General features: G+C 60.5%; 15 protein-coding genes. 8 read left to right on the forward strand and 7 right to left on the reverse strand.

Annotation, left to right across the window (positions count from 1 at the left end; all coding sequences use genetic code 11):
- The first annotated feature begins 67 nt into the window (after nt 1-67).
- Nucleotides 68-625, forward strand: a complete 558-nt coding sequence (locus ACOYXE_RS04610; RefSeq protein WP_160058580.1) for a YceI family protein — start codon at nt 68-70, stop codon at nt 623-625.
- Between the two features lie 9 nt (nt 626-634).
- Here ACOYXE_RS04610 and ACOYXE_RS04615 read toward each other — a convergent pair whose 3' ends face one another.
- Nucleotides 635-1,120, reverse strand: a complete 486-nt coding sequence (locus ACOYXE_RS04615) for a DUF3592 domain-containing protein (protein ID WP_160058579.1) — start codon at nt 1,118-1,120, stop codon at nt 635-637.
- Between the two features lie 151 nt (nt 1,121-1,271).
- On the opposite strand from ACOYXE_RS04615, the gene ACOYXE_RS04620 reads away from it, so the two are divergent.
- Entirely contained in the window at nt 1,272-1,958 is a 687-nt protein-coding gene (locus ACOYXE_RS04620) for a GNAT family N-acetyltransferase (RefSeq protein ID WP_405123351.1), read from the forward strand.
- 64 nt (nt 1,959-2,022) lie between these two features.
- On the opposite strand, the gene ACOYXE_RS04625 is transcribed toward ACOYXE_RS04620, so the two are convergent.
- Nucleotides 2,023-2,463: a hotdog fold domain-containing protein gene (locus ACOYXE_RS04625; protein WP_160058577.1), complete on the reverse strand. Its 441-nt coding sequence runs from the start codon at nt 2,461-2,463 to the stop codon at nt 2,023-2,025.
- Nucleotides 2,464-2,628: 165 nt separating this feature from the next.
- On the opposite strand from ACOYXE_RS04625, the gene ACOYXE_RS04630 reads away from it, so the two are divergent.
- Nucleotides 2,629-3,261: a TetR/AcrR family transcriptional regulator gene (locus ACOYXE_RS04630; protein WP_460927934.1), complete on the forward strand. Its 633-nt coding sequence runs from the start codon at nt 2,629-2,631 to the stop codon at nt 3,259-3,261.
- 349 nt (nt 3,262-3,610) lie between these two features.
- Here the strand turns inward: ACOYXE_RS04630 and ACOYXE_RS04635 are convergent, their stop codons facing one another.
- Nucleotides 3,611-4,729, reverse strand: a complete 1,119-nt coding sequence (locus tag ACOYXE_RS04635; protein ID WP_405123352.1) for a DmpA family aminopeptidase — start codon at nt 4,727-4,729, stop codon at nt 3,611-3,613.
- A gap of 159 nt (nt 4,730-4,888) precedes the next feature.
- Nucleotides 4,889-6,004 carry a polyamine ABC transporter substrate-binding protein gene (locus ACOYXE_RS04640; protein WP_460927937.1) on the reverse strand — a complete coding sequence of 372 codons (1,116 nt, stop codon included), beginning with the start codon at nt 6,002-6,004 and terminating at the stop codon, nt 4,889-4,891.
- Nucleotides 6,005-6,114: 110 nt separating this feature from the next.
- Here ACOYXE_RS04640 and ACOYXE_RS04645 point away from each other — a divergent pair, with 110 nt between their 5' ends.
- Complete coding sequence (locus ACOYXE_RS04645) at nt 6,115-6,894, forward strand: helix-turn-helix transcriptional regulator (protein WP_160058574.1); 780 nt, start codon at nt 6,115-6,117, stop codon at nt 6,892-6,894.
- Between the two features lie 123 nt (nt 6,895-7,017).
- Here the strand turns inward: ACOYXE_RS04645 and ACOYXE_RS04650 are convergent, their stop codons facing one another.
- Nucleotides 7,018-7,959 (reverse strand): class I SAM-dependent methyltransferase, encoded by a 942-nt coding sequence (locus ACOYXE_RS04650; protein ID WP_405123354.1) that lies wholly within the window; start codon nt 7,957-7,959, stop codon nt 7,018-7,020.
- 199 nt (nt 7,960-8,158) lie between these two features.
- Here ACOYXE_RS04650 and ACOYXE_RS04655 point away from each other — a divergent pair, with 199 nt between their 5' ends.
- Complete coding sequence (locus ACOYXE_RS04655) at nt 8,159-8,572, forward strand: response regulator (protein ID WP_160058572.1); 414 nt, start codon at nt 8,159-8,161, stop codon at nt 8,570-8,572.
- A gap of 67 nt (nt 8,573-8,639) precedes the next feature.
- The gene (locus ACOYXE_RS04660) at nt 8,640-9,305 is read left to right on the forward strand and encodes an HAD family hydrolase (protein WP_460927940.1); all 666 of its coding nucleotides are present in this window, start codon (nt 8,640-8,642) and stop codon (nt 9,303-9,305) included.
- A gap of 123 nt (nt 9,306-9,428) precedes the next feature.
- Here ACOYXE_RS04660 and ACOYXE_RS04665 read toward each other — a convergent pair whose 3' ends face one another.
- Both ACOYXE_RS04665 and ACOYXE_RS04670 read right to left on the reverse strand, forming a co-directional pair.
- A complete protein-coding gene (locus ACOYXE_RS04665; protein WP_460927942.1) occupies nt 9,429-10,088 on the reverse strand; it encodes a methyltransferase family protein in 660 nt (219 codons plus the stop codon).
- An 85-nt stretch (nt 10,089-10,173) separates the two neighbouring features.
- Entirely contained in the window at nt 10,174-11,070 is an 897-nt protein-coding gene (locus ACOYXE_RS04670; RefSeq protein WP_160058569.1) for a LysR substrate-binding domain-containing protein, read from the reverse strand.
- Nucleotides 11,071-11,183: 113 nt separating this feature from the next.
- Between ACOYXE_RS04670 and ACOYXE_RS04675 the strand changes: the two genes are divergently transcribed.
- Together ACOYXE_RS04675 and ACOYXE_RS04680 are read left to right on the forward strand one after the other, a co-directional pair.
- Nucleotides 11,184-12,206: an aldo/keto reductase gene (locus ACOYXE_RS04675; protein WP_160058568.1), complete on the forward strand. Its 1,023-nt coding sequence runs from the start codon at nt 11,184-11,186 to the stop codon at nt 12,204-12,206.
- A complete protein-coding gene (locus tag ACOYXE_RS04680; protein ID WP_460927945.1) occupies nt 12,203-13,000 on the forward strand; it encodes an SDR family NAD(P)-dependent oxidoreductase in 798 nt (265 codons plus the stop codon). Before ACOYXE_RS04675 ends, ACOYXE_RS04680 begins: the two co-directional genes overlap by 4 nt.

Raw genomic sequence — 13,000 nt, forward strand, 5'->3', positions numbered from 1 at the left:
CGTAACAGTCGGATGTTTGCTTAAGTCAATCGAGGCCCTCGACGGCTGGTCCCGCCCGGAGAATCCCATGTCGATCCGATTGCTGCTGGCTGCCGCGTGTTCGCTGTGCGTCGTCTCTGCCACACAGGCCGTTGAATACTCGCGGGTCAATACCAACGCCAGTCAGATCAGCTTTACCTACAACCAGATGGGCTCGCCGATGTACGGCACCTTCGGCAAGTTCGAATCGACGCTGGACTTCGACACCGACAACCTCGCCAACGCCCATGCCACGTTGCATATCGACCTCAACAGCATCGATGCCGGCAGCGAAGACGCCAACACCGAACTGGTGAAACCGGCGTGGTTCGACACCGAAAAATTCCCCGTGGCGGTGTTCGAATCCCGGCGTTTCACCCAAGTGGCCGAGCGCCGCTACCTGATCGACGGACAGCTTACCCTCAAGGGCATTACCCGCGAAGTGCAAGTACCGGTGGAATTGAAACCGGGCAGCGACATCGGCATTTTCGACGGTGAGCTGATACTCAAGCGCGACGAGTTCGGCCTCGGCGCGGGGGAGTGGGCGGACACCGTGGTGTCCAAGGACATCGCCATCAAATTCAAAGTGGTGGCGCCGCAGCAGTGACCTCGCCAGTCAATAAAACCGATCCTGTTCTTTCATTGCCTGAATCTGCCAGAACGTCCTGCCCGAGATCAGCAGAAACAGCAGCGCGAGCAGCACGCCGCCGGTCATGATGTAGAAGCTCGTACGGTAACCCTGCAACTGGCTGGCGATGCAGCTTTTATCCGGCATCCACGGCGACACCAGCAGGGTGATCGGGCCATCGACTTCATACTGGGTATGCTCGACGTAGCGTTCGTCGGCATGTTGCCCTTCATGGGTCTGGCCTTGGGCATCGGTGTATTGATAGTGAATGACCTTGCCATTGGCGTTCATTGGAATCCGTTCCAGTGCCGTGACGCTGCCACGGGTTTCCACACCATTGAAACTCAGCGCCCCATATAGCATGCCGGACTTGTGAGCCATTGCAGCGAGCAGCAGCACCACGCAGCAAGCAACGGTGAGCATGACGATACGGTTGTAGAGGTGATCCTTGGCAGCTTCGCGTGGGTAATACATGGCCGATCCCTGGTGGTGACATTGGTAGGAGACCGTTACATCGGCGCTCGGAAAAGGAACTTTAGACGTCCGCCGGGCCGGTCACGGTATGATGTCGCGGTTCGTCGACCGCTGCGGTTGTCGGCAACGCTTTTTACCGTCGGAGTTCGTCATGCCACGCATCACCCACTACAAAACCCCATGCCCCGAAGACGTCAACAGCCAGATTCTGCAACTGGTCGTCGACTACCTGACCGATATCAGCGCGGTTGGCCTCGGCCCGAGCAACCTGCTGTACAACGTCTATCAGTACGCAGTCGGCTATGAGGTGCATCTGTATCTGGAAGCGTTGAATGGCGAGAAGGGCACCGACGTCGAGTTGCTGGTTGCCACCGACGAGGATGATCCGGAGCAAGTCATTGGTTTTCTGTTGTACCTGCCAGTGCAGGGCGATTGGGAGGCGTGCAGCGTCGCCTATATGGCGGTGCGCGAAGGGCATCGGCGTCAGGGTGTGGCGCGGGCGCTGATCGGCGAAATGGTCGGGCGTTATCCCCACGCGGAACTGGCCTGCACGGTCGGCAAAGTCCCGTACTTCGAAGCGCTGGGTTTTGAGGTCATTGGCCAGCGTGAAACGCAGGTATTGATGAGCACCCGGCATTATCGCAGCAACGGTCTGCGCGGATTTATCGACACCACACCGATTTACCGGTCGCTGGAAGTGCAGCAGATCCACACCTATCTGCTGCAGAAAAACGGCAAGCGCGCGATGCTCGACGCCGAGAAACAGCGTGACCGACACCTCGATCAGACTACTCGTCATGTCGAGGAGTTTGTCCGCCAGCGCCTGACCGTGCACTGACCTCACATCTCTGAAAAAGCCCTTGCTGTGAATGCCGCAGCAAGGGCTTTTTTGTGTCCCCGATTCAGCCGAGTTTGACGTTCATGGTGATCCGCGCCGTGAACACTTTTTTGCCCTCGGTATCGTGAATGTCCACGGTGACGATCTTGTCGCCTTCGCTCTGCCAATCCACGCCTTCACCACTGGCCACCGCCGTCACATCGGTTTTTGCCTTGGCCAGATATTCCACGGTCATGCCTTTGGGAATCCAGCGTGCGCCGGCCGGGATCGACACATCGGTCATCATCCCGGCGGCGAGTTCTGCCGCGTTGCACATGGCAATCGCATGTACGGTGCCGAGGTGGTTGGTGATCTCACGGCGAAACGGCACTTGTACCGTCGCCGAGTTCGCGCGCAGCTCGGTCACCAGCGGGTTGATGGTGCTGAAGTACGGCGCGACCTGGCAGGCCATCTGGCTGAACGCTTGCGGGCCTGCGCTATTGAACATGCTGAGAAACTGACTCATGGAAACGCCTCGCGGAAAGTGATTTTGCAGAATTATGTTCCGTAACAGAAAAATATTCTGTAACGGAACGGTATTCTGTCTGCGGGAAATCTGTCAACCTGTGCGTGTTTTTTTGCATGGGCACGACGTGTGTCTTTCAATTCCGATTTTCAGGCAGTGAGCCGCATGGACACCGCAGATCTACTTGAACGCAGCTACCCCGGCCGCCGCGCCGAACTCAAGCGCGATATCTTTCGCAAGGCGCTGAGCCTGTTCAACGAGCAGGGGATCGAAGCCACCACCATCGAGATGATTCGCGCCGAGTGCGACACGAGTGTCGGGGCGATCTATCACCATTTTGGCAACAAGGAGGGCTTGGTCGCCGCGTTGTTTTTCACCGCGCTGGAGGATCAGGCGCGCCTGCGCGATGCGTATCTGGATGCAGCGCAAACCACCGAGGAAGGTGTGCAGGCGCTGGTGTTCAGCTACGTCGATTGGGTCGAGCGTCAACCCGAATGGGCGCGTTTCCAGTACCACGCGCGGTTTGCCGTGACCAAAGGGCCATTCAAGGACGAACTGGCCGAGCGCAACAAAACGCGCAATCTGCGTCTGCGCGACTGGCTGGCCGAATCGGGGCGCGCTGCCGAACTCAAGGCCTTGCCCGCCGAACTGTTGCCGTCGTTGATCATCGGTCAGGCCGACAGTTACTGCCGTGCCTGGTTGGCGGGGCGGGTGAAGGGCAGTCCGGCGGACTATCGCGACTTGCTGGCGCAAGCGGCCTGGCGCTCGATTCGCGTCGATGCGCTGCCGGACTGCTGATTTACGCAGACAAAAAAAGAGCCTCAAAGCTCTTTGATGGGGAGGAAGTAGAGCCCTCGAGGCTCAAGATGCGCATGAAGCAAGGCACGGGCTTGATTGGGGTTCAGAGCACCCGCGCCTACGCAGCACTCGAAGAGCGGAGCCACTGCGTGATTCCATCCTAGGAGTGTGCAAGTGACGGCTCAAGTACCGCCAGTCGCCCGGGCGGCGGCGCGAACCTGGCACCCAAATACTGACGTGATCCTGCGTAGGAGTGAGCCTGCTCGCGATGGCGGTGGGTCAGTCAAATCAGCTTCAACTGACAAACCGCCATCGCGAGCAGGCTCACTCCTACAGGGGAACAGCGGTGTCAGCGCGATCCTGGCCAGCCTGCCTTGGCTAGCGCGGCGAGCAGGGTGTTGGCATCGAGTCCCGGCACCGAATGCCCATTACCTTCGGTGCTGTCACTGGCCAGCAAGGCATTGATGATCGCCTCTTCAACCGCCTCGGTCGCGGCCAGAAACAGCTCGCTGATGTGGTCGTTATTGACCATGCGCAAGCCGTCACAGGTCGGCGCGCCTTTGCCTTCGTAGGCAGCGGGCGGCACGTGAGCGTTGCCGGTTGCGAAGGCGATGAAAATGTCGCCGCTGTGATCCTCGTTGCCACCGCCGGTGCGCGCCAGACCGAGGCTCGCACGCTGCGCCAGCCGCGTGCACTGGTGCGGCAACAGCGGCGCGTCGGTGGCCAGGCAGACGACAATCGAACCCATGCCCGGATGCGGCAATGAGGCGCGCAGGAACGGCGAATCCTTCTGTTCCATATAGCGCCCGACCGGATAGCCATCGACCCGCAACTCACTGCGAATACCGTGATTAGCCTGCACGATCGCGCCGACGGTCCAGCCACCCTGAGCATCGCTCAAACGCCGCGACGCGGTGCCGATGCCACCCTTGAATTCATGACAGATCATGCCGCTGCCACCGCCGACCGCGCCCTCTGCCACGGGACCGGCGACGGCCGCGCTCAACGCTTCGGCGACGTGTTCAGGCTGGACATGAAAACCGTTGATGTCGTTGAGCAAGCCGTCAAAGGTTTCCAGTACCACCGGCATGTTCCAGTAGAGGCGACCGTCGTCGGGTTGCTGTTGGCGATCCAGTGCAATCAATGCATCGCGCACCACGCCAAGGCTGTGGGTGTTGGTGAAGGCAATCGGGCTGGTCAGCAGCCCCGCCTCGCGAATCCATTCAAGCCCGGTGGCGTCACCATTGCCGTTGAGCACATGCACGCCGGCAAAACACGGTTGCTGATTGGTCGAGCCCGGGCGCGGTTCGATCAGCGTGACGCCGGTGCAGATGTCCCGCCCGGTGCGGCTGCGCCCGCGCACATTGCTGTGGCCGACGCGCACGCCGGGCACGTCGGTGATGGCGTTGAACGGGCCGGGCGGCAGCTGGCCGATGCGGATGTTGAGGTCACGGGCACGAGGTTTCATTGATTTCTGTCTCTCTAAAAAATGCAGGGTTGTTCACCGCCCCTGTGGGAGCGAGCCTGCTCGCGAATGCGTCGGCACTTTCAACACATCAGTGCCTGACCCACCGCTTTCGCGAGCAGGCTCGCTCCCACAGGGTTTTGTGGAATGTTCAAAAAGGGATTACTGGCCGTTCTTGACCTTGCTCCACACCCGCGTACGCACGCGCTCGGTGGCTTTCGGCAACGGCTCAAGGGTGTACAGCGTGGCCATCGCTGCGGCGGAGGGATAAACCGCCGGGTTGTCCCGCGTGGCCTCTGCAACTAGCGCAGTCGCCGCGCGGTTGCCATTGGGGTACGACAGATGATCACTGACCGGCGCGATCACTTCGGGCCGCAGCAGATAGTCGATAAAGGCCAGCCCTTGGGGCCGATTCGGCGCGTCCTTGAGCAGCACCAGCGTGTCGAACCACACCGGCGCGCCTTCCTTGGGCAGGCTGTAGGCGATCTTCACGCCGTTGTTGGCCTGCTCGGCATTGGTCTTGGCCTCCAGCATCGCGCCCGACCAGCCCACTGCCACGCAGATGTTGCCGTTGGACAGGTCGCTAATGAATTTCGACGAGTTGAAGTAGGCGATATGCGGACGCAATTTCAGCAGCAGCGCTTCGGCTTTTTTATAGTCTTCAGGATCGGTGCTGTTCGGTGGCAAGCCGAGATAGTGCAGGGCGACCGGCAGCATCTCCGACGGCGAATCGAGCATCGCCACGCCGCACTGGCCTAGTTTGGCGAGGTTGGCTTCGTTGAACACCAGATCCCACGAATCCACCGGCGCCTTGTCGCCCAGCGCCGCGCGCACCTTGTCGACGTTGTAGCCAATGCCGTTGGTGCCCCACAGGTACGGCACGGCGTATTGATTGCCGGGATCGTTGTTGGCCAGCTTCGCCAGCAGGTCGCTGTCGAGATTCTTCCAGCCCGGCAGTTGCTCGCGTGGCAGCGGGGCCAGGGCGCCGGCCTTGATCAGGGTCGGCAGGCTGAAGTTGCTTGCCACCACCACGTCGTAGCCGCTGCGGCTGGTCATCAGTTTGCCTTCAAGGACTTCGGCACTGTCGAAGGTGTCGTAGACCGGCTGGATACCGCTGTCGCGCTGAAAGTCGTGGAGGGTGTTCGGGCCGATATAGTCGTACCAGTTGTAGACGTGCACGCTCGGCGCGTCGGCGGCCATGGTGATCGAGCCGGCGCCAATACCGGCCAGCAGGCCCAGTTTAATGCTGAGGTTGATACAGCCACGGTGACCACGCATGATGCGGCACTCCTGGCCTGTGCAGGCCGGTGATGAACAGGAGTGCTCAGCCTATCCGGCCGGTCACACCTGACCCATTCCCATCATGGGTTACTCAAAAGGGGTAGTGCGTGGACGCGTTGCTGCAGGAGTTGCCAGTGCATCAAAGCCTGGCGCGGGTATTTGCCGGTGTCGGTCAGGCTGGTTTCTGGCGTGCGCTGGTGGACACCTTGCGATTGCTGGTGCCGCTGGACAATGCGCTGGTGGCGTTGATGAAAGCCGGGCAGGCGCCGCAGTTGCTGATCGACTTCGACAGCAGCGGACGCGCCGACGAGCAGGAAGAATTGGCCGGCTACAGCGCCGGGATGTACCTGCTCGATCCGTTTTACCAAACCGCGTCGACCGGCATTGCCGACGGCTTGCACAGCCTGGCCTCGGTGGCCCCGGACCAGTTTCTGCACAGCGAGTACTACCAGAGCTACTTTCGCTCGGTGGTCGGTGAAGACGAGTTGCAGTTCATGGTCAACGTCGGGGGCGGCGTACTCGGTTTGTCATTGGGCCGCTCGACGCCGTTCGATATGGCCGAGCAGGGCAGGCTTCTGTGCGTGCGTGACTGGGTGTTGGCGGCGATGCGTCGGCATGTGCAGTTGCTGCCGCCGCAGGGCGCGGTGGCGGAGGCGGTGGTTGGTGATCTGGCGGCGTTGCTCGACCGCTTCGATGCGCGGCTTACGGTGCGCGAGGTCGATACGGCGCGGCTGATTTTGCAGGGTTTCTCCAGCAAGGCGATGGCCCAGCAGATGGGCATCTCGCCGGAGACGGTCAAGGTGCATCGGCGCAATCTGTATCACAAGCTCAATGTCACCGGGCATGGCGAGTTGTTTGCGCTGGTGCTGCGCCCACCAACTCCCTGATTCACCACAATCCCCCCTGTAGGAGTGAGCCTGCTCGCGATAGCGGTGTGTCAGTCAAATAAGTGTTATCTGACAGACCGCTATCGCGAGCAGGCTCACTCCTACAAGGGGATCTTCGGGGTGTCAGGGAGTGCGGTGGAAGACCAGGGCCTTGAGGCCGCTTTGAGGATCTATGTCGGGAAACTCCGGCGGATTTTCCAGCCGCTCTACAAAACGCAGACTCGGCGCTTCCTGCGTCACGCCCTCAATCAGAAAGTCCGAACCGAACGCCGGATCATTCATGCACGCCAGCACCGTGCCTTGCGCCGTAAGCAATTCTGGCAAACGACGCAGCACGCGCTGGTAATCCTTGGTCAGCAGGAAACTGCCTTTCTGGAACGACGGCGGATCGATGATCACCAGGTCATACGGGCCGCTGTTGATCACCTTGCCCCAGGACTTGAACAGGTCGTGGCCGAGGAAACTGACTTTGCTCAAGTCATGGCCGTTCAAGCGATGGTTGTCGCGGCCCCGGCTCAGCGCGGCGCGGGACATGTCCAGATTGACCACATGACTGGCGCCACCCTCGATGGCCGCTACGGAAAAACCGCAGGTGTAGGCAAACAGATTCAATACGCGTTTACCGCTGGCCTGTTCGCGCACCCAGTTGCGCCCGTAACGCATGTCGAGAAACAGCCCGGCGTTCTGTTTGCGACCCAGATCGACGCGATACTGCAAACCGCCTTCGACGATGCTCATTTCATCGATCTCATCACCCAGCAGCCATTCGGCAGTGCTCTGTGGCAAATAGCGATGCTGGATCAACAGCGTGTGCGCGCCAGACTGTTTCCATTCGGCGGAACCCGTAAGTTGCAGCAGCAACGCCTTGAGATTGTCCAGTTGCTCAGGTGCCGGTTCCTTGTACAGCGACACCAGCACCACGCCTTGCAGCCAGTCCACGGTCAACTGCTCCAGCCCCGGCCAGCAGCGTCCGCGCCCGTGGAACAGGCGGCGGGTTTCGCTCGGTGCTGCCGCGAGGGCCGGCAGCAGATGGGCGTGGAGGGTGGCGAGGGCTTCAGGGTTCATCGGTCAGGATCGGCAAGCAAAAGGGCCGGCATTTTAACCACAAATACGCCGCTGCGAACGATTGCCGCTGACGGGCAAAAATACCGTTTCGCAAAAGAGCTGTATCAAAAATGAATTTCTGCAGAGCCCGCTGCTCATACCAGTTAAGCAGCGGATTCAAGCCGCTAAATCGTTAATGCAATTCAGGGAGTGCAGTTCCATGTGCCCAACACCGACGGCGGACGCGCACCTTCCTGACGGATTGATTCTGGTGGTTGAGGATGATCCGTTGATTCTGGAGTTTCTCTGCGAAATTCTTCAGGAGGAAGGTTTCAAGGTCGAGCCGCAGACCAGTGCCGACGCCGCATCACTGTACCTTGAGAAACACGCCGCGAACGTGGCGTTGCTACTGACCGACATCACCATGCCCGGCACCCTCAATGGTGCTGATCTGGCCAATCTGGTTGGCGACCGCTGGCCGGAAAAACCGGTGATGGTCATGTCCGGTTATGAAACGCCCGAGACCTCCGGGGTCAAGCATTCGGTGGCGTTCATCAAAAAGCCGTGGGCCATTGGTCAATTGCTCGACTGCGTCGACAGCGCCTTCAAATCCAAGGTGCCGCGTCTGCACTGACGCTGGGTGGAACGGGCGGGCAAGTGCTACATTGCCCGCCCGGTCTTTTGCCAGAGGATGCGACCCTTTGTCTGCTCACGATGCTGTATTTGATCGCGCGTTCGGCGCGTTTCTGTTCGACATGGACGGCACCGTCCTCAACTCGATTGCCGCCGCTGAGCGAATCTGGTCAGCCTGGGCCGTGCGCCATGGCGTCGATGTGGAGACCTTTTTGCCGACCATTCATGGCGTGCGCGCCATCGATACCATCACCCGTCTGAACCTGCCGGGGGTGGATGCCGAGGCGCAAGCGGCGTTCATTACCGAGGCGGAAATCGGAGATGTTGAAGGCATTGTCGAGATTCCCGGCGCGGCGAAATTTCTCAACAGCCTGCCCAAAGATCGCTGGGCGATGGTGACCTCGGCGCCACGGGATCTCGCCTTGCGGCGAATGGCGGCGGCGGGGATTCCAGAGCCGGCGGTGATGATCACGGCTGAAGACGTCAAGGCGGGTAAGCCTGACCCGGCCGGCTATTTACTGGCGGCCCAACGTCTTGGCCTGGACGCGCGTGATTGCCTGATTTTCGAAGACGCCACCGTCGGTATTCAGGCGGCTGAAGCCGCCGGTGCGCCGCTGATGATCATCACCACCACGCATCAGCATCCGCTGGAAACGGTTCATGCGACGTTGGCCAGTTATGCTGACATCCGCGTCGCAGTCGACAGCAACGGCCTGCACCTGCAACGCAACTGACACCCCCCAATCCCTTGTAGGAGTGAGCCTGCTCGCGATAGCGGTCTTTCAGTCAAATAAGTGTTGCCTGACACACCGCTATCGCGAGCAGGCTCACTCCTACAGGGGGACGGTGTTCGCAAATCAGTAAACCCCCGGCACCAAACGCCAACTCCGCGCGCAATAAGCCTCGTACTCCGCCCCAAACTGCGCCCGCAGCAGAGCTTCTTCCGAATGAATCCGGGCAATCAACGGGATCAGTGTCAGCGCTGCCAGCATCAGTCCGACCACCGAGCGAAACGCCAGCGCCCACCCCACGGCATTGACCACCAAGCCCAGATAACTCGGGTTGCGCAGGTGTTGATAGATGCCATCCGTCACCAAACGATGCCCCGGTTGAATCGCCACCAGTCCGCTGAAACGCCGTCCCAGAACAAACACCGGCCACAACCGCAGTGTGCCGCCGATGATAAACAGCAAAGCGCCGAGCCAGCGCACACCTTCACCGCCCACCGTCCAGAAATTCACCCGGTCGCAGTAAGCCGGCAGAAAACCACTGACCAGCCCGATCACACCGAACGCCGGAATCACCCAGCGATTGGCGCGATCTTCACGCTCGCCAGCGCTCAGGTTGACCTCACTGAACAGCGAAGCAATCACCATCGCCACCGTCGCCAATGCCACGATCACCAGCGAACCGTGGGAAAAGAACATCGCCACACCACCAATGCCCCACACCGCCAGGCCGAGGTAGGCAAGTGTGGCGAGTACCGCAACGACGGTCATTTGTGCGGACATTCTCATGGTCAACTCACGGCTGGATGCTGATCCGTTGAGTGTAGATCCACCGCAAAACCTGTGGGAACGAGCTTGCTCGCGAAGGGGCCTGTCAGTCAGCGGCTATCTCACCGTCAGTCAGAACTTTTCGGAAGGTCTCCACCAATGGCCGCAAATTGATCCGGTGCCACGCCGCCCACAATGGCGTGGTCAACGTCAGCCATGGCAGTTCACGCAACACCACACCCGGCGGTGCGTTATGGCTCAAACCTTTCTGAATCATCGCAATCCCCAACCCCGACGCCACCAGCCCCAGCGCAGTAAACGGTTCAGTCGCCTGCATGCGCACATCCGGAGTAAATCCTGCACGGATGCAGGCGCTGACAAACTGATCGTTGGCATCCTGTCGCGGCTGCACGCCGATCCATTCCTGATCGGCCAGATCCTCGGGACTCAACGCCGCTTGCTGGGCCAGCGGATGATGCTCCGGCAACGCCAAGAGCATCGGGTCATCGAGCACCTGAAAGCTCAGCAGATCCGGATCGTCATCGGTCGGCGGCTCACTCACCAAGGCGATATCGAGACTACGCTGTCGCAGGCCCTCCAGTTGCTCGGCGGAGCTGAGGTTGTACAACGCGACGTGGACGCTGGGCCGATCCACGCGCAACACGCGCAAGGCATTGGGCAGGACGCCGGCGTGCATGGCGTTTTCGATATAGCCGATGCACAAGCCGCCTTCTTCGCCACGGCCCAGACGTTTGCCGAGGGATTCCAGGCGATTGGCGTGGGTCAGCAGGGCGCGGGTTTCGGCGAGGAAGGTCTGGCCGTCGCGTGTCAGGCGAATGCGTTGCTGGCTGCGTTCGAACAGGGTCAGGCCCAATCGTTCTTCAAGCTGGGCGATCTGTCGGCTCAGCGGCGACTGGGAAATATGCAGCCGTTCGGCGGCGCGGCCGACGTGTTCTTCCTCGGCGACCACAACGAAGTAGCGCAATTGGCGGATGTCGATCATGTCAGACCTGTAGGGACTCAAGTGCTGCGCATTATGTCTTGGACGGTCTCGGTGTCGCAATCTAGGATCTGCTCAACGGTCACCCAGACCCAGAACCTATTGAGGAAAAACCCATGAGCTTAAAAGACAAACTCCCCGGCCAACTGGGCTTCGGCACCGCGCCACTGGGCAACATGTTCCGCGCCATCCCGGAAGCCGAAGCGCAAGCCACCGTGCATGCTGCGTGGGATGCCGGCGTGCGTTACTTCGATACCGCGCCGTTCTACGGTTCCGGTCTGTCGGAGATCCGCCTCGGTGAAGCGCTCAAGCAATACAAACGCGATGACTATGTGCTCAGCAGCAAGGTCGGCAGGGTGATTCTCGATGAAGTTGAAGACGCCGCCGCCCGTGATCTCGGCGAGAAGAGCGGGGTATTCGAACACGGTCGGCCGAACAAGATCGTCAACGACTACAGCGCCGACGCAACCTTGCGTTCGATCGAAGATAGCCTCAAACGCCTGCAAACCGATCGCCTCGACATCGTCTGGGTGCACGACATCGCGCAGGACTTCTATGGCGATCAATGGCTGGAATACTTCAACCAGGCCCGCACCGGCGCATTCAAAGTCCTCACCCGGTTGCGCGAAGAAGGCGTGATCAAGGGCTGGGGCCTGGGCGTAAACAAAGTCGAACCGTGCGAACTGACCCTCGACCTCAGCGAAGCGCAACCGGATGGTTTTTTGTTGGCCGGTCGCTACACGCTGCTCGACCACGAACGTCCGTTGCAACGCCTGATGGATTCGGCCCGAGCGCAGAACGTCGAAATCGTTGTCGGTGGCCCTTATAGCTCGGGAATCCTGGCCGGTGGCTCGCACTTCGAATACCAGCAGGCCAGCCCTGAGGTCATCGCCAAAGTGGAGCAGATCAAACGCATCGCCGCCGCTTACCACGTCGATATCAAAGCCGCTGCGCTACAGTTCTCGCTGGCCAATCCCGCTGTTGCGGCGGTCATTCCTGGCGCCAGCAAACCCGGCCGAATTGCTGAAGATGTCGCGGCGTTGTCGGCAATCATTCCTGCCGGTTTCTGGCAGGCGATGCGCGACGCCAAACTGGTTTCCGAACGTGCACCATTGCCAATCGATGAGGTGAAAGCATGAAGATTGATCTGAGTGGGAAACTGGCCATCGTCAGCGGCAGCACCGCCGGCATTGGTCTGGGCATCAGCCAGTCGCTGGCCGAATCCGGCGCCACGGTGGTGGTCATCGGTCGCGACACGGCCAAAGTTGAACAGGCGTTGGCGAGTATTCGCGAGAAAGTCCCGGGTGCGCAGTTGCGTGGTTTGGCTGCCGATCTGGGCACCGCGGAGGGCGCGCAGAAGCTGTTCGCCGCTGAACCGCGCGCGGACATTCTGGTGAACAACCTCGGTATCTTCGACGCCGTTGATTTCTTCGAAGCGCCGGACAGCGAGTGGACGCGTTTCTATGAGGTCAACGTGATTTCCGGCGTGCGCCTGGCGCGGCATTACGTGCCGGCGATGGTCGAGCAAAGCTGGGGCCGAGTGATTTTCCTGTCCTCGGAATCCGGCGTCGCCACGCCGGCCGACATGATCAATTACGGCGTGACCAAAAGCGCCAATCTGGCGGTGTCCCACGGTCTGGCCAAACGTCTGGCTGGCACCGGGGTGACGGTCAATGCGATCCTGCCGGGGCCGACCTTCACCGATGGCCTGCAAGACATGCTCAAGGATGCCGCCGCCGAATCCGGGCGCAACCTGCGCGATGAAGCCGACGCCTTCGTGCTCAAGGCCCGTCCGACTTCGATTATCCAGCGTGTCGCGGATGTTGAAGAGGTCGCGCATCTGGTGACCTACATTGCTTCGCCGCTGTCCTCGGCCACCACTGGCGCCGCGTTGCGCGTCGATGGCGGCGTGGTCGACAGCCTGACGATCTGA

It is taken from the genome of Pseudomonas sp. MC6, from assembly GCF_054790575.1.